Annotated in this window: 22 protein-coding genes, 1 tRNA gene and 1 riboswitch; of the genes, 14 read left to right on the top strand and 9 right to left on the bottom strand. The window is 73.5% G+C overall.

Going from position 1 to position 24,555, the window contains the following annotated elements:
* Positions 1-241 precede the first annotated feature (241 nt).
* Positions 242-326 (bottom strand) — tRNA-Leu (locus BSL84_RS28125).
* A 279-nt stretch (positions 327-605) separates the two neighbouring features.
* Here BSL84_RS28125 and BSL84_RS28120 point away from each other — a divergent pair.
* Entirely contained in the window at positions 606-1,787 is a 1,182-nt protein-coding gene (locus tag BSL84_RS28120; RefSeq protein WP_075971426.1) for a low temperature requirement protein A, read from the top strand.
* Here the strand turns inward: BSL84_RS28120 and BSL84_RS28115 are convergent.
* Positions 1,774-2,715: a beta-ketoacyl-ACP synthase III gene (locus tag BSL84_RS28115; RefSeq protein ID WP_030029164.1), complete on the bottom strand. Its 942-nt coding sequence runs from the start codon at positions 2,713-2,715 to the stop codon at positions 1,774-1,776. The genes BSL84_RS28120 and BSL84_RS28115 overlap by 14 nt on opposite strands.
* Positions 2,716-2,921: 206 nt before the next feature.
* Between BSL84_RS28115 and fdhD the strand changes: the two genes are divergently transcribed.
* Entirely contained in the window at positions 2,922-3,749 is an 828-nt protein-coding gene (fdhD, locus tag BSL84_RS28110) for a formate dehydrogenase accessory sulfurtransferase FdhD (RefSeq protein ID WP_045323393.1), read from the top strand.
* Here fdhD and BSL84_RS28105 read toward each other — a convergent pair.
* From BSL84_RS28105 to BSL84_RS28095, 3 genes are read right to left on the bottom strand one after another with little or no spacing between them, the layout of a single operon-like run.
* Entirely contained in the window at positions 3,739-4,212 is a 474-nt protein-coding gene (locus BSL84_RS28105) for a hypothetical protein (RefSeq protein WP_075971425.1), read from the bottom strand. The two genes, fdhD and BSL84_RS28105, sit on opposite strands and share 11 nt — an antisense overlap.
* Before the next feature lies 1 nt (position 4,213).
* Positions 4,214-4,645, bottom strand: coding sequence for a (2Fe-2S) ferredoxin domain-containing protein (locus BSL84_RS28100; protein WP_199838757.1), 432 nt, complete (start codon positions 4,643-4,645; stop codon positions 4,214-4,216).
* A 34-nt stretch (positions 4,646-4,679) separates the two neighbouring features.
* Entirely contained in the window at positions 4,680-5,696 is a 1,017-nt protein-coding gene (locus tag BSL84_RS28095; RefSeq protein ID WP_045323392.1) for a bile acid:sodium symporter family protein, read from the bottom strand.
* 156 nt (positions 5,697-5,852) lie between these two features.
* Between BSL84_RS28095 and BSL84_RS28090 the strand changes: the two genes are divergently transcribed.
* The 7 genes from BSL84_RS28090 (at position 5,853) to BSL84_RS28060 (ending at position 15,063) form a co-directional block, all read left to right on the top strand.
* Complete coding sequence (locus BSL84_RS28090) at positions 5,853-6,704, top strand: LysR substrate-binding domain-containing protein (RefSeq protein WP_045323391.1); 852 nt, start codon at positions 5,853-5,855, stop codon at positions 6,702-6,704.
* Between the two features lie 258 nt (positions 6,705-6,962).
* Positions 6,963-8,786 carry an AMP-dependent synthetase/ligase gene (locus tag BSL84_RS28085; protein ID WP_030029870.1) on the top strand — a complete coding sequence of 608 codons (1,824 nt, stop codon included), beginning with the start codon at positions 6,963-6,965 and terminating at the stop codon, positions 8,784-8,786.
* A gap of 163 nt (positions 8,787-8,949) precedes the next feature.
* Positions 8,950-10,218: an ABC transporter substrate-binding protein gene (locus BSL84_RS28080; protein ID WP_075971424.1), complete on the top strand. Its 1,269-nt coding sequence runs from the start codon at positions 8,950-8,952 to the stop codon at positions 10,216-10,218.
* Between the two features lie 10 nt (positions 10,219-10,228).
* Positions 10,229-12,904: an ABC transporter permease subunit gene (locus BSL84_RS28075; protein ID WP_075971423.1), complete on the top strand. Its 2,676-nt coding sequence runs from the start codon at positions 10,229-10,231 to the stop codon at positions 12,902-12,904.
* Positions 12,901-13,671, top strand: a complete 771-nt coding sequence (locus tag BSL84_RS28070; RefSeq protein ID WP_045323388.1) for an ABC transporter ATP-binding protein — start codon at positions 12,901-12,903, stop codon at positions 13,669-13,671. Before BSL84_RS28075 ends, BSL84_RS28070 begins: the two co-directional genes overlap by 4 nt.
* 107 nt (positions 13,672-13,778) lie before the next feature.
* Positions 13,779-14,627 (top strand): aldo/keto reductase, encoded by an 849-nt coding sequence (locus tag BSL84_RS28065; protein WP_030031225.1) that lies wholly within the window; start codon positions 13,779-13,781, stop codon positions 14,625-14,627.
* Positions 14,628-14,637: 10 nt separating this feature from the next.
* Positions 14,638-15,063 carry an RICIN domain-containing protein gene (locus BSL84_RS28060; protein ID WP_030031224.1) on the top strand — a complete coding sequence of 142 codons (426 nt, stop codon included), beginning with the start codon at positions 14,638-14,640 and terminating at the stop codon, positions 15,061-15,063.
* Between the two features lie 28 nt (positions 15,064-15,091).
* Here the strand turns inward: BSL84_RS28060 and BSL84_RS28055 are convergent, their stop codons facing one another.
* Entirely contained in the window at positions 15,092-15,826 is a 735-nt protein-coding gene (locus tag BSL84_RS28055; RefSeq protein ID WP_075972270.1) for a class I SAM-dependent methyltransferase, read from the bottom strand.
* Between the two features lie 29 nt (positions 15,827-15,855).
* Positions 15,856-16,161 carry a 4a-hydroxytetrahydrobiopterin dehydratase gene (locus tag BSL84_RS28050; protein ID WP_030034530.1) on the bottom strand — a complete coding sequence of 102 codons (306 nt, stop codon included), beginning with the start codon at positions 16,159-16,161 and terminating at the stop codon, positions 15,856-15,858.
* Between the two features lie 174 nt (positions 16,162-16,335).
* Here BSL84_RS28050 and BSL84_RS28045 point away from each other — a divergent pair, with 174 nt between their 5' ends.
* Both BSL84_RS28045 and BSL84_RS28040 read left to right on the top strand, forming a co-directional pair.
* Positions 16,336-18,135 (top strand): hydroxysqualene dehydroxylase, encoded by a 1,800-nt coding sequence (locus BSL84_RS28045; RefSeq protein WP_075971422.1) that lies wholly within the window; start codon positions 16,336-16,338, stop codon positions 18,133-18,135.
* A 62-nt stretch (positions 18,136-18,197) separates the two neighbouring features.
* Positions 18,198-18,989, top strand: a complete 792-nt coding sequence (locus tag BSL84_RS28040) for a helix-turn-helix domain-containing protein (protein WP_075971421.1) — start codon at positions 18,198-18,200, stop codon at positions 18,987-18,989.
* On the opposite strand, the gene BSL84_RS28035 is transcribed toward BSL84_RS28040, so the two are convergent.
* On the bottom strand, positions 18,975-19,391 hold the full coding sequence (locus BSL84_RS28035; protein ID WP_030029626.1) for a hypothetical protein: 417 nt from the start codon (positions 19,389-19,391) through the stop codon (positions 18,975-18,977). The genes BSL84_RS28040 and BSL84_RS28035 overlap by 15 nt on opposite strands.
* 241 nt (positions 19,392-19,632) lie before the next feature.
* On the opposite strand from BSL84_RS28035, the gene BSL84_RS28030 reads away from it, so the two are divergent.
* A complete protein-coding gene (locus BSL84_RS28030) occupies positions 19,633-20,703 on the top strand; it encodes a hypothetical protein (RefSeq protein WP_158880118.1) in 1,071 nt (356 codons plus the stop codon).
* Positions 20,704-20,961: 258 nt separating this feature from the next.
* Entirely contained in the window at positions 20,962-22,509 is a 1,548-nt protein-coding gene (locus BSL84_RS28025; RefSeq protein ID WP_107069694.1) for an NAD(P)/FAD-dependent oxidoreductase, read from the top strand.
* Positions 22,510-22,618: 109 nt separating this feature from the next.
* Here the strand turns inward: BSL84_RS28025 and BSL84_RS28020 are convergent, their stop codons facing one another.
* A complete protein-coding gene (locus tag BSL84_RS28020; protein WP_030031453.1) occupies positions 22,619-23,464 on the bottom strand; it encodes a bifunctional 5,10-methylenetetrahydrofolate dehydrogenase/5,10-methenyltetrahydrofolate cyclohydrolase in 846 nt (281 codons plus the stop codon).
* 72 nt (positions 23,465-23,536) lie between these two features.
* Positions 23,537-23,639, bottom strand: a riboswitch (ZMP/ZTP riboswitch).
* A 57-nt stretch (positions 23,640-23,696) separates the two neighbouring features.
* On the opposite strand from BSL84_RS28020, the gene BSL84_RS28015 reads away from it, so the two are divergent.
* Positions 23,697-24,458, top strand: a complete 762-nt coding sequence (locus BSL84_RS28015) for a methyltransferase domain-containing protein (RefSeq protein ID WP_030031452.1) — start codon at positions 23,697-23,699, stop codon at positions 24,456-24,458.
* Positions 24,459-24,555 lie beyond the last annotated feature (97 nt).

Genomic DNA, 24,555 nt, shown 5'->3' with positions numbered 1-24,555 from the left:
GCACCTGGTCAGCGACACCGCGGCCGGGGCGGCCTACCTCTTCGACGCGGCCCCCGACGGCGACGCCCCCCGCCTGTCCCTCCCCCACACCTTCACCTCGGTCGCCCCGGGCAGCCTGACCCGCCCCAATGGCCTGGTGGTCCTGGGTACGTGAGCCCTGGGGTATGCGTGGGCATGTGAGCGGGGGACATGCGCCGGAGCAACACGAAGAGCCCCACACGATGTGTGGGGCTCTCACTTGTGTCCGAGGGGGGACTTGAACCCCCACGCCCGATAAAGGGCACTAGCACCTCAAGCTAGCGCGTCTGCCATTCCGCCACCCGGACCGGTGGTCGGCCCCGGTTTCCCGCGGCGACATGGACAACAATAGCAAAGGATCGGCGGGTCTCCGACCACTTATCGGGGCGGCCCGCGGTCCGCCACGCCGGGCTGACCTGCGGGCATGTCTCGGCAGGGTCGGCGGGACGGGCCGTCTCGCCGCGCTCGGGGCCCGGGCGTACGGGGCGGGGCGGTGCTCGTCGGGCCTGCGGATGTCGGCATCCGGGTGGACAGCGGCGGGCCCGGGGCGGTCGGATGGTTGCGCACACATCCGGGGGGAGCCGCGCATGGAAACCGAGCACCGCGTCAGCACGCTGGAGCTGTTCTTCGACCTCGTCTTCGTCTTCACCATCACGCAGTTGACGGTGCTGCTGGCGGACGACCTGACCCCGCGGGGCGCGGGACAGGTCGTCCTCATCTTCACCGTGCTGTTCTGGATGTACGGGGGCTACGCCCACCTGACCAACCAGGTGCCGCCGGACCGGGCCGTCAGGCGTGTGCTGCTCATGCTGGCCATGGGCGCGTTCCTGGTGTGCGCGCTGGCCGTGCCCACCGCGTTCGGGGCGGGCGGTGTCGCCTTCGGCCTGGGGTACCTGCTGGTCGTGGTGGTGCACGGCGCGCTGTTCGCGCAGGCGCACGGCCTCGGGGTGCTGTGGTTCGCGCTGCCCAACGTGCTGTGCGCGCTGGCGGTGACGGCCGCCGGGTTCTTCGACGGGCAGCCGGCCTGGGGGCTGTGGCTGCTGGCGCTGCTGCTGCAGTTCGTGACGCCGGTGGTCGTGCAGCGGGTCGCGGCGAGCGGGGCCGCTGCGGAGCCGGAGGTGCCCGAGCAGACGGTCGGCGACCAGCTCGGCGGGATGAACGCGGCGCACCTGGTGGAGCGGCACGGCCTGCTGCTGATCATCGTCTTCGGCGAGTCCGTGATCGCGATCGGCATCGGGGTGGGGTCGCTGCCCCTGTCGGCCGGTATCGCGGGCGGCGCGTTCCTGGCGCTGACGATCGCGTCGGCGATGTGGTGGATGTACTTCGTGCGCGACGAGGGGCGTGCGGAGGAGGTTTTCGCGCAGACCCCGCCGGACCGGCGTTTCAAGCTGGCGATGGCCGCCTACTACTACGCGTTCCTGCCGGTGCTGCTGGGCATCGCCGTCTTCTCGGCCGGTGTGAAGAAGACCATCGGGCACCTCGGGGAGCACCTGCACACCGGCCCGGCCGTGGCGCTGGCCGGCGGGGTCGCCCTCTATCTGGCCGGGAACCTGGTCTTCCGCAGGGTGCTGGGCATCGGGCCGGCCCGCTACCGGGCGACGGCGCTGGTGCTGGCGCTGGCCACCGTGCCCGTGGGGACCACCTGGACGGGAGCGGGCCAGCTGGTGGCGCTGGCGGCCGTCCTGGTGTGCGCGGTGGTCGCCGAGGGGGGCCGCTCCCCCGCCGTACCGGCGCGGGGAACGGCCTCCGAGAGCGTCACGGGCAGCTGATGACCTGGCCGGCGTAGGAGAGGTTGCCGCCGAAGCCGAAGAGGAGGACGGGGGCGCCCGAGGGGATCTCGCCCCGCTGGACCAGCTTCGACAGGGCCATGGGGATGCTGGCCGCGGAGGTGTTGCCGGAGTCGACGACGTCGCGGGCGACGACGGCGTTGACCGCGCCGATCCTCGCGGCGAGCGGCTCGATGATGCGCAGGTTCGCCTGGTGGAGGACGACCGCGGCCAGGTCCTCGGGGGTGACGCCGGCCTTTTCGCACACCTTGCGGGCGAGCGGCGGGAGCTGGCTGGTGGTCCAGCGGTAGACGGACTGGCCCTCCTGGGCGAAGACCGGCGGCGAGCCCTCGATGCGGACCGCGTTGCCCATCTCCGGGACCGACCCCCACAGCACCGGGCCGATGCCCGGCTCGTCGCAGGCCTCGACGACGGCCGCGCCCGCGCCGTCGCCGGTGAGCACGCAGGTGGTGCGGTCGGACCAGTCGGTGATCTCGGTCATCTTGTCGGCGCCGACGACCAGGGCGCGTGTGGCGGAGCCCGCCCGGATGGCGTGGTCGGCCGTGGCGAGGGCGTGGGTGAAGCCAGAGCAGACGACGTTGATGTCCATGACGGCGGGGCTGCCGCCCATGCCCAGCTTGGCGGCGACGCGTGCGGCCATGTTGGGCGAGCGGTCGATCGCGGTGGAGGTGGCGACCAGGACGAGGTCGATGTCGTCCGGGGTCAGGCCGGCACCGGCCAGTGCCTTCCCGGCCGCGTGGTAGGCCAGCTCGTCCACCGGTTCGTCCGGGCCGGCGACGTGACGGGTGCGGATGCCCACGCGGGAGCGGATCCACTCGTCGGTGGTGTCGACCATGGCCGCGAGGTCCTCGTTGGTGAGCACTTTCGCGGGCTGGTAGTGCCCTAGCGCCACCACGCGTGAACCGGTCATGGGCGGGGTCCCCCCTCGTAGGCAAGTCAGGATCACCCAGCTTTGCCTGCTACCGGTGGGTACATATGCGCGTGACCCGACAGGATTCAGGCACCGGATTTTGGAGGCTCCCGAGGAGCTCCCTGCCCGGGACCTGCTCGGATGCGGAACCGCGAGAATGGGTACGTCGGACATCGGCGAGGAACAGAAGGAGTGGGCTGATCACCATGGGACGGGTCACCGAGCGCCGTCGCGTCGTCCGGATCCGGAACGGCGGGGCGGGTGTCCGCCCGGACACACTGGTGGCCGAGGAGCCGCTGGAGATACGGCTGAACGGCCGGCCGCTGGCCATCACCATGCGTACGCCGGGTGACGACTTCGCCCTGGCGGTGGGCTTCCTGGTGAGCGAGGGGGTACTCGGCGCGGCGTCGGAGGTCCGGGCCGTCACCTACTGCGAGGGGGCGACGGAGGACGGCTCGAACACCTACAACGTCGTCAACGTGCAGCTGGCGGCCGGGGTGCCCGTGCCGGACATCACGCTGGAGCGGAACGTCTACACCACCTCGTCCTGCGGCCTGTGCGGGAAGGCCAGCCTGGACGCGGTCCGTACGGCGTCCCGCTTCCCCGGGGTCGCCGCCGACCCGGTACGGGTGCCCGCGGCAGTCCTGACCGGTCTGCCGGACCGGTTGCGGGCGGCCCAGAAGGTCTTCGACCGTACGGGCGGCCTGCACGCGGCGGGGCTGTTCACGGCCGAGGGCGAACTGCTGGACCTGCGGGAGGACGTGGGCCGGCACAACGCGGTGGACAAGATCGTCGGCCGGGCGCTCCAGGCGGGGCGGCTCCCGCTGGCGGGCGCTGTGCTGCTGGTGTCGGGCCGGGCCTCCTTCGAGCTCGCGCAGAAGGCCGTGATGGCGGGGATCCCGGTGCTGGCGGCGGTCTCCGCCCCGTCCTCGCTGGCGGTGGACCTGGCGGTGGAGTCGGGCATGACCCTGGTCGGTTTCCTGCGGGGCCCGGACATGAACATCTACGCGGGCGAGGAGCGGATCACCCTGTAGGGGTGCGCCGGTACAGCTCCTCTGCAGCGCGCTTGTAGCCGCGGAACGTTGCCGTCACGTCGCTGCCGTCGCCCGTGGTGCCCTCCTTGCCGGTGCCGTCCAGCAGGAACCAGTCGCTGCAACTCTGCACTGCGGGGGTTCCGTCCGGGCTGAACGTGAGCAGGATTCCCGGGTTCTCGTCGGTGAGGTGGCCGAGGGTCCAGCTCCCCTCGCCGGTGAACACGCCGGGCTTGTCACCCCGTGAGCACTTCCACGCCGAGGCGTCCGAGAGTCGGGCCCGGCCGTCGGCCAACACCTCCAGCCGGGCCCCGCGGTCACCGTGCCAGATCCCGATGACGTCCGCCTCCGTCAGCGCGGAGGATTTGCCGCCCAACATGCCGAAGGCCAGGGCCAGGAGCAACAGCAGACCGAACAGCACGCTGAGGACTACGGTCACCGCGCCCGCCAGGTTGTGGTCGCGCACGTCAGCGCCTCCTGCGGGCGCGGCGGGGCGTGTCGGGCGGGGGTTTCGGGGCCGGCGGGGCGATGCGGTGGAGGTCCAGGGTGGCCGGGACGGGGGTGGCGCCGGGGCCGCCGGACGCGGCCCAGGCGATGATCTCGTCGGTGGCGGTGTCGTCGAGGGCCCAGCCGAACCAGACCGCGCGGGCGCCGCGGCGGCGGGCCTCGGTGGTGGGCTGGACCACGATGACGTTGGCCTGGGCGCACGGGCCGAGGCAGTCGCTCGTACGGACGGCCAGGCGGTCCCCTGACGCGGCGGCGGCCTCCCGGAGCCGGGCGAGCTGGCCCGCGTGGTCGGAGCCGGGGTTCTTGCGGGGGTCTCCGCAGCAGCAGCCGCGGCAGACCACCAGGGTGCAGGGGCGTTCGGCGTGGGCGCCGAGCGGGCGTATCCAGGTCACCACCGCACGTTACCGGGCCCCGGGATCTTGTCGGTCAGGCCGTACGGGAGACCTCCGCCACACGGTCGGCGGGGAGTTGGGGCAGGGGGTCGCCGGCGCGGCGGCGGGCGAGGACGGCGCAGACCATCAGCTGCATCTGGTGGAAGAGCATCAGCGGGAGCACGGCGAGGCCGGCCTGGGCCCCGAAGAGGACGCCGGCCATGGGGAGTCCGGCGGCCAGGCTCTTCTTCGACCCGGCGAACTGGATGGCGATGCGGTCCTCTCGGCCGAAGCCGAGACGTGCCGCGCCGTACCAGGTGACGAGCAGCATGACCGCGAGGAGTACGGCCTCGACGAGCATCAGCGCACCGAGGCGCAGGGGGCTCACCTGCTGCCAGATGCCGGCGGCCATGCCCGCGCTGAAGGCCGTGTAGACGACGAGCAGGATCGAGCCGCGGTCGACGTAGCCGAGGGTCTTCCTGTGGCGGGTGAGGAGGCCGTCGACCCAGCGGCGCAGGGCCTGGCCCAGGAGGAAGGGCAGGAGGAGCTGGAGGGTGATCCTGAGGAGGGAGTCGGGGGAGAAGCCGCCCGTGTGGCCGCTGAGCAGGACGGCCGCGAGCAGCGGGGTGAGCACGATGCCGGCCAGGCTGGAGAAGGAGCCCGCGCAGATGGCGGCGGGGACGTTGCCGCGGGCGATCGAGGTGAAGGCGATGGAGGACTGGACGGTCGAGGGGACCAGGCACAGGAAGAGCAGGCCGCTCTGGAGCGCCGGCGGCAGGAGGCCGGGGGTGAGGGCGCGCAGGGCCAGGCCGAGAACGGGGAAGAGCAGGAAGGTGCAGGTGAGCACGGTGAGGTGGAGCCGCCAGTGGCGCAGGCCGTCGAGCGCTTCGCGGGTGGAGAGCCGGGCGCCGTAGAGGAAGAAGAGGAGGGCCACGGCCGCGGTGGATGCGGTGCCGGCCGCCGTGGCGGCGGCGCCGCGGGCGGGCAGGAGGGCGGCGAGGCCGACGGTGCCGAGCAGGGCCAGGACGTACGGGTCCAGCGGGAGCCGGGCGGGAAGGCGGGGGCGGCGCATGCGCGGGTGCTCACTTGCTGTCGGGGCGGGTGGGACCGGGGTGCTCCGCGTCCCTTCACGTGTCCCTTCATCGTCGGGCCCCTGCGGCCATCGGGAAACCCGTACACCGCTCTCACTGTCATCACGGATCGCGATGAGTGGTCCTACGATGGGGGGATGTACGAGCCGGTGCAGTTGCGGACGTTCCTGACGGTGGCCCAGACGCTGAGCTTCACGCAGGCCGCGGGGCGTCTCGGCGTACGGCAGTCCACGGTCAGCCAGCACGTGCGGCGGCTGGAGGAGGCGACGGGGCGGCCGCTGTTCCTGCGGGACACGCACAGTGTGGAGCTGACGGAGGACGGCGAGGCGATGCTCGGCTTCGCGCGGACGATCCTGGAGGCGCACGAGCGGGCCGCTGCCTTCTTCACGGGGACGCGGCTGCGGGGGCGGCTGCGGTTCGGGGCCTCGGAGGACTTCGTGCTCTCGCGGCTCCCGGAGATCCTGGAGGGCTTCCGGCACCAGCACCCCGAGGTGGAACTCGAACTGTCGGTGGAGCTGTCGGGCACGCTGCACGAACGGCTGGACGAGGGAAGGCTCGATCTGGTGCTGGCGAAGCGGCGCGGGCCGGGCGACGAGCGGGGCCGGCTGGTCTGGCGGGACCGGATGGTGTGGATCGGCGCGGAGGGGCTGCGGGTGGATCCCGAACGGCCGGTCCCGCTGATCGTCTTCCCGCCGCCGGGCATCACCCGGGCGCGGGCCCTGGAAGTGCTCGAACGGGACGGCCGCAGGTGGCGGATCGCGTGTACGAGCGGCAGCCTGAGCGGTCTGGTCGCGGCGGCCCGCGCCGGGCTGGGGGTGATGGCGCACACGCGGGGGCTGATCCCGCCGGGGCTGGCGCGGGTCGGGGGGCTGCCCGAGCTGGGGCCGGTGGAGTTCGCGCTGCTGCGCGGGCCGCGTGCGTCGCCCGCCGCCGAGGCCCTGGCGGCGGCGGTCCTCTCGGGTGCGGACCGGCTCACCCGCTCCGGCTGACCGCCGCGCCGCACCGGCGGACGGCTGTCCGGCGGACCGGCATCGGGGCGCGGTGTGCGGGGGCGGAAAGGGGGCGTACGGCGACCGGCCCGCGGCCTGGCCCGGACCTGGCCCTGGCCTGCGATCCGCACGTCAGGGACGCGTCAGGGGCGTGAACCACGTGATCGCTGGGGAGGTCTTGTGGAGGTATCCGAGCGCCGGTCCAGCCCCCTGGACGCTGGGGTACGTTCGCCGCGGCGCGCGGAGAGGAGCGGGGCCTTGCGCGAGATCACCGTCCCACCGGTCGTCACGGGCGCACCCGTCGGCGGGCTTGCCGACGTCGTGTTCGAGCATGCCCGGGAGGAGCCGGGCCGGGTGGTCCTGGGCCGGAAGACCGGCGGGGTGTGGCGGGACGTGACGTCCGGCGAGCTGGCGGCCGAGGTGCTGGCGCTCGCCAAGGGGCTGCTGGCCCAGGGGGTGCGCTTCGGGGACCGGGTGGCCGTCATGTCGCGCACCCGGTACGAGTGGACGCTGTTCGACTTCGCCCTGTGGACGATCGGCGCGCAGCCGGTCCCCGTCTACCCGACGTCCTCCACCGAGCAGGTGCACTGGATCCTCTACGACACCGACTGCACGGCCTGTGTCGTGGAGAACGAGGACCAGGCGATGACGGTGGGTTCGGTCATCGACCGGCTCCCGCACCTGAGACGGCTGTGGCAGCTGGACGCCGGAGCCGTGGACGCGCTCGTGGAGGACGGCCGCTCGGTCGCCGACGACGTCGTGCACCGCCACCGCGCGGCGGTGACGCCCGACGCGACGGCCACGGTCATCTACACCTCGGGGACCACCGGCCGCCCCAAGGGGTGTGTGCTGACGCACGCCAACTTCATGTACGAGACCGACACCCTGGTGGCCCGCTGGGAGTCCGTGTTCCAGGGCAGGCACGGCGACCGGCCGTCGACCCTGCTCTTCCTGCCGCTGGCGCACGTCTTCGGGCGGATGGTGGAGGTGGCGGCCGTGCGGGCGCGGGTCAAGCTCGGGCACCAGCCGGTGCTGGCGGCGGCCGAGTTGATGCCGGACCTCGCGGCGTTCCGGCCGACCTTCGTGCTCGGTGTCCCGTACGTGTTCGAGAAGGTCTTCGCGGCCGCCCGCCGCAAGGCGGAGTCGGAGGGGCGTACGGGGCCCTTCGACCGGGCCGTGGAGACGGCCGTGCGGTTCGCCGAGGCGCGGGAGCGGAGGGCCTTCGGCACCGGGCCGGGCCCGTCGGCGGCGCTGCGGATGGAGCACCAGCTCTTCGAGAAGCTCGTGTACGGGAAGGTCCGCGAGGCGATGGGCGGGCGGGTGCGGTACGCCATGTCGGGCGGGTCGGCGATGTCGCGCCGCCTCGGGCTGTTCTTCGACGGCGCCGGGATCACGGTGTTCGAGGGCTACGGGCTGACCGAGTCCTGCGCGGCGGCCACGGCGAACCCGCCGGAGGCGACGAAGTACGGGACGGTGGGCAGGCCGATCCCGGGCAGCACGGTGCACATCGCGGACGACGGGGAGGTGTGGCTGCACGGCGGGCACATCTTCTCCGGGTACCTGGGCGACCCCCGGTCCACGGAGGCGGTGCTGCGCGGCGGCTGGCTGGCGACGGGGGACCTGGGGCGGCTGGACGAGGACGGCTACCTGGTCATCACCGGGCGCAAGAAGGACATCCTGGTGACGTCCAACGGCAAGAGCGTCGCCCCGGCGGCCCTGGAGGAGCGGGTCCGTTCGCATCCGCTGGTGGCGCAGTGCGTGCTGGTGGGCAACGACCGGCCGTACATCGCGGCGCTGCTCACGCTGGACACGGACGGGATAGCGCACTGGCTGTCGATGCGCGGACGGCCGCAGATGCCGGCGGCGGACCTGGTGAGCGACCCGGAGCTGACGGCGGAGGTCCGCAGGGCGGTGGTGGCGGCGAACACCCTGGTGTCGCAGGCGGAGGCGATCCGCACGTTCCGGGTGCTCGGCGAGCAGTTCACGGAGGAGCGGGGGCTGCTGACGCCCTCGCTGAAGCTCAAGCGCCGGGCGATCGAGAAGGCCTACGCGAAGGAGGTCGCGGCGCTCTACCAGGTCTAGGGCCTGTATCGAGTTGCCCCGCGGCGGGCGTCACGACGCCGGCACGCACCCTCGGCGGCCGGACACCACATCTGACGGTTCGTCACTTCAGCCCTCCACCTGTATTGACGATCCGTCAGGTCGCGCTCAGAATGCGGTGATTCCGACGCGAGGGGATCCCGACATGTTGCGACCGATCCGCACCCTGGCCGCCGCGGCGGCGGCTGTCGCGCTCGTCTCCGCCTGCAACTCCGCCTCCACCCGGGGCGCCTCCCCGCAAGGGCCCGGCGACACCCCGGGGAACACGCGCGGCGTGACCACCGACTCGATCAGGGTGGGCGGCATCGTGTCGATGACCACCGCGAGCGGATACAGCAAGAAGGACACCGACCTCGGCGCGAAGGCCCGCTACATGAGGGCGAACGCCGAGGGCGGCGTCAACGGCCGCAGGATCGAGTACCTGGGCGCGGAGGACGACGGCCAGAACCCCGCGAAGAACCTGGCGGCCGCCCGCAAGCTCGTCCAGCAGGACAAGGTCTTCGCGGTGTCCCCCATGAGCTCGGTGACCTTCTCCGGTGCCGACTTCCTGGAGCAGGAGAAGGTGCCCACCTTCGGCTGGGGCACCCTGCCCTCGTTCTGCGGGCCCCGGCACATCTACGGCTTCAACGGCTGCCTGGTCCCCGCCCCCGGCGGCACCCTGAACCAGACCTGGCCCGAGGGCATCTCCCAGCTCCTCGGCGGGGCCCGGGGCAGGTCGGTCGCGGTCATCGCCAACGACAGCGACGCCGGGAAGTTCGGCATCCGCACCTTCCGGCAGGGCTTCGCCGGCGCCGGCTTCACGGTGTCCTACGCCAAGGCGTCCGTGCCCGGCACGGCCGTCCCCAGCGACTGGTCCGCGTACGTGAAGGAGATCCTCTCCAGCAACGACGGCAAGGCCCCGGACGCGGTGGTCTCCGTCATGCAGACGCCCAACAACATCGGGCTCTTCACCGCGCTCAAGCGCGCCGGGTACAAGGGGCTGCTGTCCGACCCCACCGACTACGATCCCGGGCTGCTCACCCAGGACGCCACCCGGCAGGCCCTCGACGGGGTCCACGTACTGCTGCAGTTCCAGCCGTTCGAGTCGGCCGACCCGGAGATGGAGCGGTTCAAGGCCGACATCAGGGCGGCCGCGGGCGGCAAGGACGTACCGCTGAGCATGCACATGCTCACCGGGTACATGTCGGCGGACCTGTTCCTGTCCATCGCGCGGAAGGCGGGCAGGGACCTGACCGTCGAGTCCTTCCAGGCCGCCGCGCAGGGCTTCTCCGACACCGGCACGCTCGTCGGCGACCGCGCCCTGCCCAAGGGGCAGAAGGACAGCTTCGGCTGCGGGGCGCTCGTACAGCTGAGGAACGGCGCGTACGAGGTCTCCGTCCCGTTCCGGTGCCACGAGCCCATCCCCTTCACGTAGGGCCCGCGGCATGGGGGATCTGCTCGTCTTCGTCCTGAGTGGTCTGGTGTCCGGCGCCCTGTACGCGCTGCTCGCCACCGGGCTGGTGCTCTCGTACTCGGCGTCCGGGCTGTTCAACTTCGCGCACGGGGCCACCGCCTACCTGTGCGCCCTCACCTTCTACGAACTGCGCTCCGGGCTGGGCTGGCCGGCCGTCCCGGCCGCGCTGCTGGTGGTGTTCGTCCTCGCCCCCGGCCTCGGCTGGGGCCTGGACCGGCTGATGTTCCGGCGGCTCGCGCGGGTCGGCGAGACGGCGCAGATCGTGGCGACCATCGGGCTGCTGGTCGCACTGCCGGCCGCCGGGCTGTGGGCGGTCGAACTGCTCGCGGCCGCGGGCGTGGCGGTGGAACCGGCGGAGAACCGGTTCGGGCTGCCGGGTGTGGGGCCGAGCCCGGCGAGGTCCTGGCAGCTCACGGAGGGCGTCGGCATCGACTCCGACCAGCTGATCACCTGGCTGGTGACCGCGCTGGTGGCGGTGGCCCTGTGGGTGCTGATGCGGCACACGCGGATCGGGCTGCGGCTGCGGGCGGCCGTCGACAACCGCTCGCTGACCGAGCTGCGCGGGATCAGCGCCGACCGGCTGTCGTCGGTGGCGTGGATGATCTCGTCGGCGCTGGCCGGGCTGGCGGGCGTACTGGCGACCCCGCTGCTGGGGCTGTCGGCCCACGACTTCACGCTGTTCCTGTTCGTCTCCGCCACGGCCGCCGTCATCGGACGGTTCGCTTCCGTGCCGCTCGCCTTCGCGGGCGGGCTGGGGCTGGGCGTCCTGCAGAACCTGGTGGCCGGGTACGCGTCCTTCGCCGAGTCGGTCACCGGCTTCCGCACGGCGGTGCCCTTCCTGATCCTGTTCGGCGGGCTGCTCGTCCTGACCCGCAGGTCGCGGGCCGCGGGGGTGGCGGCGGTGGACTCCCCGCCGGTGGACCACCTGGCCGGGGCCTCCTGGGTGCGGCGGTGGGGGGTGTGGGCGGCCGGCGGCGGGCTGCTGTGCGTGGCGTTCCACACCGTCACGACACCCTTCTGGAGCGGGCTGCTGGTGCAGGGGCTGGCCGTGGCGCTGGTGTTCATGTCCTTCACCGTGGTGACCGGGCTCGGGGCGATGGTGTCCCTCGCCCAGGGCACCTTCGTGACCGGGGCCGCGCTCGTGGCCGGACTGCTGATGAGCCGGGGCTGGCCGTTCGCGGCGGCGCTGGCTGCGGGCACCTGCGCGGCGGCGCTGCTGGGGGCGGTGGTCGCGCTGCCGGCGCTGCGGCTGGGCGGCCGGTCGCTGGCGCTGGCCACACTGGCGCTGGCGTTCCTGGCCGACCAGGTGCTGTTCCAGCTGCGGTGGCTGCGCAACGGCGACTCGGGCTGGCCGGTTCCGCGGCCGGTGGTGGGGCCGGTGGACCTGTCGGACGACCGGGCCCTGGGGGTGGCCCTGGTGGTGGTGGTCGCGCTGGTCGCCGCCGGCCTGACGGCGCTGCGCGGATCGCCGTCGGGGCGGGCGATGCTCGCGGTGCGGTCGGCGCCGGCGGCCGCCGCCGCCTCCGGGGTGTCCGTACTGCGTACGAAGCTGCTGCTGTTCACGCTGTCGGCGGGGCTGGCCGGCTTCGGGGGCGTGCTGTACGCCTCGTACAACACCCGGATCACGGCGACGGACTTCACCGCGATGACGGGGCTGGTGTGGCTGGCGGTCGTCGTGGCGGCGGGGGTGCGGCGGCCGCAGTACGCGGTGGTGGCGGGGCTGGTGTACGCCGTGGCCCCGCGGCTGCTGTCGGACTACGTGACGGAGTCCGCACACCTGCCGGTGATCCTGTTCGGCCTGGCCGGGCTGGCCCTCGCCAACGACCCCGACGGATACTGCGCGGCCGTCCCGGTGCGGCTCGCCCGCCGGCGCGCCGCCGCTTCCCGGGACTCCGCCCCGGACCCGGCGGGCCCTCCGCCTGCGAAGCCGCCCGCGTCGGACGGCGGCGGGGCCGACGTCTGCCTCGAACTGCGCGGCGTCGCGGCCGGGTACGACGGCGGGCTCGTGCTGCACGGGGTCGACCTCGCCGTACGGCGGGGGGAGATCCTCGCCGTGCTCGGGCCGAACGGGGCCGGGAAGAGCACCGCGTGCAGGGTCGCCGCCGGCCTGCTGCCTGTCACCGGCGGGCAGGTCCGCGTCCTCGGGCGGGACGCCACCGGCGACGGGCCCGTGCACCGGTCGCGGGCCGGGGTGCTGCTCGCACCGGAGGGCCGGGGCATCTTCCCGTCGCTGACGATCGAGGAGAACCTGGCCCTGTACCTCGACGAGCCCGAGGCCCGGGCCGCCGTCTACGCCCGCTTCCCCCGCCTCGCCGAACGCCGCGGCGTGAGCGCCGGCGCGCTGTCCGGCGGGGAGCAGCAGATGCTGGCCCTGGCTCCGCTGCTGCAACGGCCGCCCGCGGTGCTGATCGCCGACGAGCCCTCGCTCGGGCTGGCGCCCCGGGTCGCGGACGAGGTGTACGCGCTGCTCACCGAACTCCGTGACGCCGGCACCGCGCTGCTCCTGGTGGAGGAGAAGGCGGCCGGGATCCTGGGCGTCGCCGACACCGTGGCCTACCTCTCCCAGGGCCGGGTCGCCTGGTGCGGACCGCGCGACGAGGTGGAGGCCGACCGGCTCGCCGAGGCCTATCTGGGGATGGGGACATGAGCGGCTACGTGCTCCACGCGGACGGTGTCGGCGTGCGCTTCGGAGGTGTCCGGGCACTGGACGGTGTGGGCCTCGGGGTCCGGGCGGGCGAGGTGTGCGGGCTGATCGGACCCAACGGGGCCGGGAAGACCACGCTCTTCGACGTGCTGTCGGGGATCCGCCGGCCGGACCGGGGCCGCGTCCTGCTGGACGGGGCGGACATCACGCGCCGCTCCCCCGTCTGGCGGGCCCGGCACGGCATACGCCGCACCTTCCAGCGGCAGCAGCTGTTCGGGCAGCTCAGCGTGGCCGACAACGTGCTGGTGGCGCAGGAGTGGCGGGGCGGCGGGGGCGGGCCGGCCGCCGACCTCCTCGCCCTGCCGTCCCGGCGCGCCCGGGAGCGGGCCCGCCGGGTGCGCGGCGAGCGGGTGCTGGCCGACTGCGGGATCAGCGCGCTCGGGACGTCGTACGCGGGCGGGCTGCCGGTCGGTCAGGCGCGGATGGTCGAGCTGGCGCGTGCGGTGGCCGACCCGCCGCGGGTGCTGCTGCTGGACGAGCCGGCGTCCGGCCTGTCGGCGCCCGAGCGGGGGCGGCTCGCGGCGGTGGTGCGGCGGCTGGCCGAGCAGGACGGCTGCGCGGTGCTGCTGGTCGAGCACAACGTGGCCTTCGTGATGGACCTCTGTACGCGGGTCGTCGTACTGGACCTCGGTACGGTGCTGGCCGAGGGCACTCCGGCCGGGGTGCGGGCGGATCCGCTGGTGCGGGAGGCTTACCTGGGCAGCGCGTAAGACGGCCCGGGCCGGCGGGAATACGTCGCGACGGGGTCCGGTTGTCGCCCCTCGTACGACGCTGTACCACCGCGCGGCAACGCGACGACGTGAGGGAACGACCCGACGTGAACCAGGTCCCGGCCATCAAGCTCAACAACGGCACGCTCATGCCCCAGCTCGGCTTCGGCGTCTGGCAGGTGCCGGACGCGGAGGCGCAGCGCGCCGTGGGAACCGCCCTGGAGGCCGGTTACCGCAGCATCGACACGGCTGCGATCTACGGCAACGAGCGGGGGACGGGCAAGGCCGTCGCCGCCTCCGGCCTGCCGCGCGAGGAGCTGTTCGTCACCACCAAGCTGTGGAACGGCCCCAAGCAGACGTGGGGCCGCGATGCGGTGCTGCGGGCCTTCGACGACTCCCTCTCCAAGCTGGGTCTCGACCATGTCGACCTGTACCTGATCCACTGGCCGCGCCCGATGCGCGACGACTTCGTCGCGATCTGGAAGACGTTCGAGGAGATCGCGGCGAGCGGCCGCGCCAAGGCGGTCGGCGTGTCGAACTTCCGCACCGAGGACCTGGACCGGCTCGCCGCGGAGAGCGCGCTGGTGCCGGCCGTGAACCAGGTCGAGCTGCACCCGCTGCACCCGCAGGCCGCGCTGCGCGCCGAACACTCCGCGCGCGGGATCGCCACCGAGGCGTGGTCGCCGCTGGGCCAGGGCAAGGACCTGCTCACCCTGCCGGCCGTCACAGCGGTCGCCGAGGCGCGGGGCCGCAGCGCCGCGCAGGTGGTGCTGCGCTGGCACCTCCAGCACGGGAACGTCGTGATCCCGAAGTCGGTGACCCCGGCCCGCATCCGGGAGAACCTGGACGTGTTCGGCTTCGAGCTGGACGCCGCCGAGATGGCCGCGCTGGACGCCCTCGGCGCGGGCGCGACGGCCCGCCGGATCGGCCCGGACCCGGCCGAATTCGACGTGTGAGGGCGGGCGGGTGAAGCTTCCTGAAGGGCTCTACCGGATCCGCAACGCGGACAGCGGGCTGGTGCTCCAGCTGGAGGGCGCCTCCCGTGTGCGGGTCGGCCCGGACGGGCCGCCCGCTCCGGCGGCCGCCCGCCGTTGGCTGATCGCGCCCGTGCACAGCGGCGGCGGGATCTTCCACGTGGTGAGCGAGGACAACGAGCGGCGCCTGGACGTGGCGAACGCGTCGACGGACAGCGGCGCCCGGGTGCAGGTGTGGCGGGCCAACGCCTTCGGCGCGCAGGAGTGGATCGTCGAGGAGCACCTCGACGACCCGGGGGTGGTGTCCCTGATCGCCTGTATCAGCGGGCTGCTGTTGGAGGCCGACGCGGAGGGCCGGGTCCGGCAGGGCGAGGACACCGACTCCCCGTCCCAGTGGTGGCGGCTGGAGCCGGTGTAGCACCCGGCCCGGGCCCCGGCCCCGCGCGTCAGATCCGTACGAAGCTCCGCAGGCGGTACGTCGGTTCCGGGCGCGGGGTGTCCTGGTCGGGCAGCAGTTCCAGCCGGGCCGCCAGCTCCTGCGCGGTGATGCCGCGCGGGGAGATGCGGGAGCCGTAGCGCCCCGCGAGCAGTGCCTCGGCGGAGCCGCGCGGGGTGCGGCCCTGGCCGTGGCCGGTGAAGCGGGCCTCGCCGCCGGGGCGCAGGCCCGCCCGGGAGGCGTGGGCCTCGACCTCCCCGGAGGCGTCCGAGGGGGTCGGGGCGAGGTGCGCGGCGAACACCGCGTCGATGTCGCTGCCGACGTCGTGCGCGGAGTCCTTGTCCACGGTGGTGACGAGGACCCCGCCGGGCCGCAGCACCCGGGCGGCCTCGGCGATCACCGCGGGCACCAGTCCCGGCTCCCGCAGCAGGTGCAGCAGCCACACCGCGCTCACCGCGTCCAGCGAGCCCGAGCGCACGGGCAGCCGGGCGGCTTCGGCGAGGGCCACGGGGACGCCGCGGCGCAGCGCCGCGGCGGCCATGCCGCGGGATGCGTCGGCGCCCAGGACGCGCAGTCCGGGGCGCGTGAGCCGGGCGGTGACGATGCCCGTGCCGCAGCCGAGGTCGAGAAGGGTGGCAGCCTCGGGCGGGAGGAGGCTGAGGACGGCCGCGGCGGCGGCCTCGGCGCGCGGTATGCCGCCGCGGGTGGCGTCGTAGAAGGCGGCTTCCGCGTCGTAGTCGAGCAGGGGTTTCGCGGTCGCCGTCCGGGTGGCCATCAGGTCGCACCGTGGGCGGGGGCGAGGGATTCCACGCGCTCGGCGAGGGCGAAGTCGGTCTCCGTGACCACGCCTCCGGCGTCGTGGCTGTTCACGGAGAGCCGCACCGTGTTGTAGCCGAGCGTCAGGTCCGAGTGGTGGTTCAACTCCTCCTGGACGGAGGCGATGTGGGCGACCAGGGCGCTCGCCGCGAAATGCGTGCCCAGTCGGTAGGTACGGATGATCCGGTCGTCCTCGAAGGCCCAGCCGGGTAGTTCCCTGAGCCGGTCCTCGATCTCCTTCTGCGACAGCGGTTCACTCGGCATGCACCGGCTCCTTTTCCCCGTGACGTGTGGTCAAGGTTCCCACAGTGCACGGCGGATCGAACCTTTCGCGCCATAGTGCGCTCGGGTACTTCTGCACCTTCCGCCTCTGGCGGCCGCCCCTTAGGCTCCTGCGCCGAACGCACTGTTACCAGCGGTAACGAGGGGGCATCCGCCATGGCCGGCACCGGCAGTTCCAGGCGTACGTTCATCGCGGGCACGGGCGCCGCCGCCCTGTCGGCCCAGGCCCTGGCCGGCCTGGCGGCTCCGGCGGCGGCCGCAGCGCCCGCCCATTCCGCCGCACTCCCCGCGCCGAACGGCCGGCGCGTGGCCGTACTCGGCGGCGGGGTGGCCGGGATGACCGCGGCGCACGAGCTCGCCGAGCGCGGCTACGCCGTCACCGTGTACGAACGCCGGGCGCTCGGCGGCAAGGCCCGCAGCATGGACGTGCCGGGCAGCGCACGCGGCGGCCGCAGACCACTGCCGGCGGAGCACGGCTTCCGCTTCATCCCGGGCATTTACCACAACCTGCCCGACACCATGCGGCGCATCCCCTTCCCCGGCAACGCGAACGGCGTGTGGGACAACCTGGTGGCCCCGCCGGAGATGATGTTCGCCCGCGCCGGCGGCCGCGAGGACCTGCGCGGACCGATCCCCTGGCCCGGCCACTCCCCCGCCCCCCTGACACCCGACGAGGTGCGGCGCGCCCTGTCCGGGATCCTGCAGACCCTGTTCCGGCTGCCGCTGCACGAGACGGCGTACTTCGTCGACCGCGTACTGGTCTTCCTGACCAGCTGCGACGAGCGGCGGACCGAGGTCTGGGAGCACACCCCGTGGTGGGAGTTCACCCGGGCCGGGCGGATGTCGAACGAGTACCAGCGCATCCTGGCCGTCGGCATCACCCGCAACATCGTGGCGACCAAGGCGGAGGAGGCCTCCACCCGCACGGTCGGCACCCTCGGCGAGGCCTTCGTCTTCAACCTGCTGGGCCGCGGGGCGGACGGCCCGCCGGACCGGATCCTCAACCTGCCGACCAACGAGGCGTGGATCGACCCGTGGGAGGCCCGTCTGCGCTCCCTGGGCGTTGAGTTCAGGATCGGCTGGACCGTACGGGAGGTGCAGTACGGGGGCGGCCGGGTCAGCGGGGTCGCGGTCGAGGGCCCCGACGGCGCCCGGCACACCGTGACCGCCGACCACTACGTCAGCGCACTGCCCGTCGAGCACGCCCGGCGCACCTGGAGCGCGGGCCTGCGGGCCGCCGACCCGATGCTGGGGCGCTGCGACAGGCTCCAGACGGACTGGATGACCGGCATCCAGTTCTATCTGACCGAACGGGCCCCGCTGGTGCACGGCCACCTCAACTGCATCGACTCGCCCTGGTCGTTGACGGCCATCCAGCAGGCCGAGCACTGGCCGTCGCGGGACTTCCCCGCCGACTACGGCGACGGAGCCGCGGTCGACTGCCTGTCGGTGGACATCTCCGAGTGGGACAAGCCGGGGATCCTGTACGGGAAGACGGCCAAGCAGTGCACCCGCGACGAGGTGGCGCGCGAGGTGTGGGCCCAGCTGAAGGCCTCCCTCAACGACACCGGCAAGGTGCTGCTGTCGGATGCGAAGCTGCACTCGTGGTTCCTGGACCCCGGCGTGGACGGCCTCGGCACCCCGCACCCCACCAACCAGGACGAGCTGCTGATCCACCCCGTCGGCACCCTCGCCAACCGGCCGAGCGCGGGCACACGCGTCCCGAACTTCTTCCTCAGCGGGGACTACGTCGCCGTCGACATCGACCTCGCGACGATGGAGGGCGCCAACGCCTCGGCCCGCGCAGCCGTCAACAGCCTGCTGGACCGCGACGGTTCGACGGCCCCGCGGTGCACGGTCCGGGCGATGTACCGGGCACCGGAGATGGAGGCCGCCAAACGGCACGACCTGTGGCGCTACCGCCTCGGCCTGCGCAACCTCTTCGATGTCGGGTGATCACGGCGAGGCAGACACGGCCCAGGGGTCCCGGCCCGGCGGGCTCGGCTACCGTCGAAGCCATGACCACCTCGACACCCGCGGTCGGCGCCCTGCTGCGCACCTGGCGGCAGCGGCGCGGGATCAGCCAGCTGGAACTGGCCGGACGCGCCGACTCCTCGTCCCGGCACATCAGCTTCATCGAGACGGGGCGGTCCCGGCCGAGCGAGGAGATGGTGCTCCGGCTCGCGGACCACCTCGACGTCCCGATGCGCGAGCGCAACTCCCTCCTGCTGGCGGCGGGTTACGCTCCGCGTTATGCACAGACGGCGCTGGACGACCCGTCGATGGAAGCCCTGCGCGAGGGCATCGAACGGCTGCTGACCGGCTACGAGCCCTATCCCGCGCTGGTGGTGGACGCCACGTACGACGTCGTCGCCGCCAACCGGGGCATCGTGATGCTGCTCGACGGCCTGCCGGCGCACCTGCTGACGCCGCCGCTGAACGCGATGCGGATCACCCTGCACCCCGAGGGCCTGGCCCCGAGGATCCGCAACCTCGCGGAGTGGCGGGGCCACCTGCTCGCCCAGATGGAACGCCAGATCGCGCTGGCCCGCTCCGAGCCGCTCCGGGCGCTGTACGAGGAGGTGTCCGCCTATCCGGTGGCCGAACGCGCCGCCGGGGTACCGCGCGAGCCGGTCCCGTACCTCGCGCTCCCGCTGGTCATCGAGCACGACGGCCACGTGCTCTCCTTCGTCTCGTCCATCGCGACCTTCAACACGCCGATGGACGTGACCGTCGCCGAGCTGGCCATCGAGACGATGCTCCCGGCCGATCCGGCGACGGTGAAGTACCTGCGTTCACTCGGCGACTGAGCGCAGGGCGAGCTGCTGGAGCACGGCGAAGCCGGCGACGGTGAGGGCCTGCGCCGGGATCCACACGGTCCCGGCGAGGGTCGGCGAGAACCACACGACGAGGGCCACCAGGCTCAGCGCGGCCCAGGCGTAGTTGGTCTCGACGACCGCCTTCACCGCGAGCACCGGGGGCCGGCCGCGCGAGGCCAGCAGGCCGACGGCGGCGCCGTAGAGCACCAGCAGGACGCCGAGGGCCAGGAGCAGCCCGGCACCCACCCCGAGCAGCCGGCCGAGCGGGGCGGAGAAGGCGACGTAGGCGAGGCCGTTGCCGGTGGTGACGACGGCGTCGAGGGCGAGGAAGCGGCGCAGGGCGAGCTGCGGGACGGTGGTACGGGCGAAGCCGGCGAGCAGGGTCGCGGACATGGGGGATCAGCCTCCGTCGAGGTCGAACGGCCGGGTGGGAGCCGGGCCCGGAGCCGAGTGCGCGGCCCCGGAACCCGACGCCCCCACTGTGCCGGGCGCCCCCGCGGGGGTCGATTACCTCCGGGGTCATGCCAACGGTTCTTGAGGTGGACGTCAGGAAACATTGGGGGTTCCCGTGGTTCGGCCGGGGGCGGGGGGCTAGGCTGCACGCAGCCGATCCACTCGAACGCCTTGTCGACATATGGAGATTCAGCCGGTGCGAGCCGCCGCCCGACCCGACCTCGCCGCGATCTGGCGGCGCGTCGGGGCACTCGCGGAGCGGTGCGGCCGGGACCCGGCGGAGGTGCTGGCGGTGGAGCGGCTGAGCCACCTGTCCGGCGTCGAACCCCGGCGGATCCCACCGGTGGTGGCGGGCACGGCCGCCGGCGTGCCGCTGGAACGGCGGGTGCACCAGCGGTTCCGACTGCTGCGCGCGACCCGCCTCGACAAACACGGCCGGGAATGGCCGCTCGCCGCCATCGCCCACGACTTCGGCGCCCCCGGCGCCTCCCTCGGCCCGCTCAACGCGGGCACCGGGATGCCGCGGCTGGGGCACGCGGCCGGAGTGCAGCGGTTCTTCGGCGTCTACGCCGGCTTCCTGCTGGCCGACTGCAAGAGCGCGGTGGAACGCGCCCTCGCCCTGTCCGCCACCACCGTCTCCGACGGCCGGGAGGACCTGGAGCACCTCTCGTACCTGACCGGCCTCTCGCTGCAGGCCGTCCGGCAGACCCTCGACGGCAGGCCGCCCCGGCTCCCCCTGAAGGAGCAGGTGCACCAGCGGTTCGCCCACCTGCGGCGCACCAGGCCTCGGGAGGACGGCCAGGCCCATTCGCTCACGGCCATCGCCCGGTCCTTCGACGCGTCGGGGCAGTCGCTGACCCGCCTGGCCCAGGGCGAGGGCATGCCGAACCTCGCCGCGGCCGCCGGGATCCAGCGCTTCTACGGCGTCGACGGCGGTTTCCTGCTCGCCGACGACACCGAGGCACTCGCCACGGCGCTCGCGCTGATCGAGGGCGAACTGGAGTGCGTGGTACGGGAGCAGGAGAATCCGATGCTGGCCGTGCTGCGCGCGCACGACGTACGGAGCATCGTCACGCGCGCCGGGCGGCTGTCGCCCCAGGGGTGGAAGTCGCTGGCCGACCACCTGGACGACCTCCTCGCGCGCGAGGGGCAGCTCGGGCTCCCGGGCACGCAGGGCGGGGCGCCGGGGCACGGGGCCGCCGCCGAAGGCTCCGGCACCGGGGGCTCGGGCACCTGGGGAGAAACACCATGATCGGGGCGCCTGCGCCGACCGCGCGCAATGCCGCGGCACCGGCCGGAAGAGGGGCTTCCACACCACCTCGTCACCGCCCGGCGGCGTCCTGCGCCGCCGCCTGCCGTCGCCCCGGGAGCTGCGCCGGCCCGGGGCGGTCGAGCGCATCGAGTCCTCACTCGGCTGGGGAGGCCCCGTGCCACGCGTGACCAGCACCAGCCAGTCGCCGCATTCCCCCGCCGATGCCCTCAGCACGGCCCTGACAGAGAGCACGCCACGATGAACCAGTCCTCCCCGCCCCGCCACGCCGTCGTCATAGGCGGCAGCCTGGCCGGCCTCCTGGCGGCCGCTGTCCTCGCCGAGCACGCCACGGTCACCGTCATCGACGCCGACCCGCTGCCCGAGGGTCCGGCGCCGCGCCGCGGACTCCCGCAGGCCCGGCACACCCACCTGCTGTGGTCGGGCGGCGCCCGGGCCATCGAGGGGATCCTGCCCGGCATCACGGGCGACTGGACGAAGGCGGGCGCCATCCGCCGCAGCCTGCCCACCGACCTGGTCACCAAGACCGCCCAGGGCTGGATCCCGCGCTGCGGCGAGAAGCAGTTCAACATCTCCTGCAGCCGCGACCTCCTCGACTCGGTGGTCCGCGCCCGGGTCACCGCCCTCGACGGGGTCACCACGCTCCAGCAGAGCCGCGTCCGGGGCCTGGAGGGCACGGCGGCCCGGATCACCGGCGTCCGGGTCGACACCCCCGAGGAGCGGGACCGGCTGGTGACGGCCGATCTCGTGGTCGACGCGAGCGGCCGCGGATCGCGTGCCCGGACCTGGCTCCAGGCGCTCGGAGTGAGCGGCATCCGGCAGGCCGGGGTGGACTCCGGCCTCGTCTACGCCACCCGGATCTTCGAGGCCCCGGCCGGCGCGCACGAGATGGGCTTCCCCATCGTCAACGTGCAGTCCGACCCACGGGTGCGCGTGCCCGGCCAGACCGCGACGATCGTGCCCATCGAGAACGGCCGGTGGCAGGCAACCCTGTCCGGCACCCGCGGCGGCCAGCCGACCGGCGACCCCGACGCGTTCATCCCGTTCGCCAAGTCCGTGCGCGACCCGATCGTCGGCGAGCTCCTGGAGCACCGCAGGCCGCTGACGGACGTCGCCGTCACCCAGGGCACCGCCAACCGCCGCGTCTACTTCGAGAAGGCCGAGCTGCCCGACGGCTTCTTCGCCGTCGGCGACTCCGTCGCCACCTTCAACCCGCTGTACGGGCAGGGCATGACCGTCGCCGCGCAGGGCCTGCTGGCCGTACGCGACCTGCTGCGGGCGAAGGGCCTGGCCCATCCGGGGATCGGCCGGGAGGCCCAGCGCGCGATCGCCCCGCAGGTCGCCACCGCGTGGGAGCTCGCCACGTCGCAGGACATCCTGTACCCGGGCGCCACCGGGATGAAGCCGCGGGCCGGCACCGGCCTGCTCAACGGCTACGTCAACCGGCTGATGACGGGGGCCACCACGGACGAGGCGCTCACCGCCGCCCTGTTCAACGTCCTCACCATGAGCACCGAGCCCACCCACTGGCTCCGCCCGTCGGTGGTGTGGCACGTGGCGCGCGCCTCCGACCGGGGCGCGCTGAAGGCGCCGCCGCTCACGGCGGCGGAGCGGGCCGTCGCCGGACTGGACCCGGCCCCCGGCGCGAAGGCCCCGACCGGGAGCACGGGTGCCGCAGGCACGGCTGCCACGGGCACGGGAGCCGGGGGCACGGGAGCCGGAGCCGCCCCCACCGGCGCGGCGGGCGATCCGGTCGGCCCCGCCGACCCCGTCGGACAGGCCCGGTGAGCCCGGGTGCGGGCCGGACCGGTGGCTGAGCCGGGAAGCGCACCGCCCCGGACCGGAGTCCGGGGCGGGTGAGCGGGCAGACGGGCCGACGGGCCGACGGGCAGACGACTCAGAGGTCAGCGAGGTCCAGCCCGGCCTGCGCGGCGGCGGCCCGTACGGTCTGCTCCAGCAGGACGGCGATGGTCATCGGGCCGACCCCGCCCGGCACGGGCGTGATCAGCGAGGCCCGGGCCGCCGCCGACTCGAAGTGGACGTCGCCGACGTTGCCCTCGTTGTAGCCGGCGTCCAGGACCACCGCGCCCGGCTTGATGTCCTCACCCCGGATGAACTCGGCCTTGCCGACGGCGGCGACCAGCACGTCCGCCTGGCGCACGACGGAGGAGAGGTCGCGGGTGCGGGAGTGGCAGTAGGTGACGGTGGCGTTCTGCTCCAGCAGCAGCATCCCGGCCGGCTTGCCCAGGATCGCACTGCGGCCGACGACGACGGCGTGCTTGCCGGTCAGGTCCACGTCGTACTCGGCGAGCAGGCGCATGATGCCGCCCGGCGTGCAGGAGACGAAGCCGGGCAGGCCGAAGCCCATGGCCGCGAACGAGTGCATGGTGACCCCGTCCACGTCCTTGCCGGGGGCGATGGCCTCGAAGGCGGCGCGCTCGTCGATGTGGTGCGGGACGGGATGCTGGAGCAGGATGCCGCTGATCTCCGGGTCCTCGGAGAGCGCCGTGATCGCCGCGACCAGCTCCTCGGTCGTGGTCGAGGCCGGCAGCTCGACATGGCGGGAGGTGATCCCGGCCTTGGCGCAGCGGTTCTGCTTCATCCGGACGTAGGTGACGGAGGCGGGGTCCTCGCCGACCAGCACGGTCGCGAGGCAGGGCGCCGTGCCGGTGCGCTCGGTGATCTTCGCCGCGAGGGCGGCGGTCTGCTCGGAGATGCGGCGGGCGAGGGCGGTGCCGTCCATCAGCTGGGCGGTGCCGGCGGCGGGGGCAGGCTGGGCAGTCGTCACGGGGTCTCCTGAACGTCGCTGCGGATCGCGGTTCGCCCAGGCGCGCGGCAGTCGGCGTACGGGAGGTCCTGAGGTACGCCGGGCCGCTCCCCGGTGGTGATCCACCCGAACGCCAGTCACGGCCCGCCGACCACTGTAGTCGACCAAACCGGTGGTCGCCCGGCGGCCGACCTGCGACGATCGGTACATGACGCGTACTTTCGACCATCTTGTCGCCGAGGCCGAGTCCGTCTCCGTGGACGGCTGGGACTTCTCCTGGCTCGACGGCCGCGCCACCGAGCAGCGTCCTTCCTGGGGCTACCAGCGCCTGATGGCCGAGCGCCTGGCCCGGGTCCGGTCCGCCCTGGACATCCAGACCGGCGGCGGCGAGGTCCTGGCGGGGTCCGGCCCCCTGCCGCGCCTGACGGTGGCCACGGAGTCGTGGCCGCCCAACGTCGAGCGGGCGACGAGACTGCTGCACCCGCTGGGCGCGGTGGTGGTCGCCGACTCCGACGAGCCGCCCCTGCCCTTCGGCGACGAGGCCTTCGAGCTGGTGACCAGCCGGCACCCGGTGGCCATCTGGTGGGACGAGATCGCCCGGGTGCTGACGCCGGGCGGCACATACCTCTCCCAGCAGGTCGGCCCGGCGAGCGTCTTCGAACTCGTCGAGTTCTTCCTCGGACCCCAGCCGGAGGAGGTCAGGCGGGCACGGCACCCGGACGACGCGGTCGCGGACGCCACGAAGGCGGGTCTCGAAGTGCTGGACCTGCGTTCCGAGCGGCTGCGGACGGAGTTCCACGACATCGGGGCGGTGATCTACTTCCTGCGGAAGGTGATCTGGATGGTGCCCGGCTTCACGGTCGGGCAGTACCGGGACCGGCTGCGCGAGCTGCACGAACGGATCGAGCGCGACGGACCGTTCGTCGCACATACCGCACGTTTCCTCATCGAAGCCCGCAAATCGGGCTGACGCCGGGGGCGGACGGGTCCACGCCGTTTCCGGTTGCCCGGCGGCAGCGTGGCGCAGGTCACTCAATTCAGCGCGTAACGAATCGACTCGGGCATGC

Origin of the sequence: Streptomyces sp. TN58 (assembly GCF_001941845.1) — a bacterium.
Lineage (GTDB): Bacteria > Actinomycetota > Actinomycetes > Streptomycetales > Streptomycetaceae > Streptomyces.
This window is presented reverse-complemented; position numbering and strand designations above follow the sequence as displayed.

Excerpts from the sequence above, each read along its gene's own strand:
- BSL84_RS28040 (WP_075971421.1), top strand. The coding sequence starts at position 18,198 with ATGACCACCTCGACACCCGCGGTCGGCGCCCTGCTGCGCACCTGGCGG.
- BSL84_RS28115 (WP_030029164.1), bottom strand. The coding sequence starts at position 2,715 with ATGACCGGTTCACGCGTGGTGGCGCTAGGGCACTACCAGCCCGCGAAA.
- BSL84_RS28025 (WP_107069694.1), top strand. The coding sequence starts at position 20,962 with ATGAACCAGTCCTCCCCGCCCCGCCACGCCGTCGTCATAGGCGGCAGC.
- BSL84_RS28020 (WP_030031453.1), bottom strand. The coding sequence starts at position 23,464 with ATGGACGGCACCGCCCTCGCCCGCCGCATCTCCGAGCAGACCGCCGCC.
- BSL84_RS28080 (WP_075971424.1), top strand. The coding sequence starts at position 8,950 with ATGTTGCGACCGATCCGCACCCTGGCCGCCGCGGCGGCGGCTGTCGCG.
- BSL84_RS28035 (WP_030029626.1), bottom strand. The coding sequence starts at position 19,391 with ATGTCCGCGACCCTGCTCGCCGGCTTCGCCCGTACCACCGTCCCGCAG.
- BSL84_RS28030 (WP_158880118.1), top strand. The coding sequence starts at position 19,633 with ATGGAGATTCAGCCGGTGCGAGCCGCCGCCCGACCCGACCTCGCCGCG.
- BSL84_RS28050 (WP_030034530.1), bottom strand. The coding sequence starts at position 16,161 with ATGCCGAGTGAACCGCTGTCGCAGAAGGAGATCGAGGACCGGCTCAGG.
- BSL84_RS28120 (WP_075971426.1), top strand. The coding sequence starts at position 606 with ATGGAAACCGAGCACCGCGTCAGCACGCTGGAGCTGTTCTTCGACCTC.
- BSL84_RS28015 (WP_030031452.1), top strand. The coding sequence starts at position 23,697 with ATGACGCGTACTTTCGACCATCTTGTCGCCGAGGCCGAGTCCGTCTCC.
- fdhD (WP_045323393.1), top strand. The coding sequence starts at position 2,922 with ATGGGACGGGTCACCGAGCGCCGTCGCGTCGTCCGGATCCGGAACGGC.
- BSL84_RS28070 (WP_045323388.1), top strand. The coding sequence starts at position 12,901 with ATGAGCGGCTACGTGCTCCACGCGGACGGTGTCGGCGTGCGCTTCGGA.
- BSL84_RS28075 (WP_075971423.1), top strand. The coding sequence starts at position 10,229 with ATGGGGGATCTGCTCGTCTTCGTCCTGAGTGGTCTGGTGTCCGGCGCC.
- BSL84_RS28090 (WP_045323391.1), top strand. The coding sequence starts at position 5,853 with ATGTACGAGCCGGTGCAGTTGCGGACGTTCCTGACGGTGGCCCAGACG.
- BSL84_RS28045 (WP_075971422.1), top strand. The coding sequence starts at position 16,336 with ATGGCCGGCACCGGCAGTTCCAGGCGTACGTTCATCGCGGGCACGGGC.
- BSL84_RS28095 (WP_045323392.1), bottom strand. The coding sequence starts at position 5,696 with ATGCGCCGCCCCCGCCTTCCCGCCCGGCTCCCGCTGGACCCGTACGTC.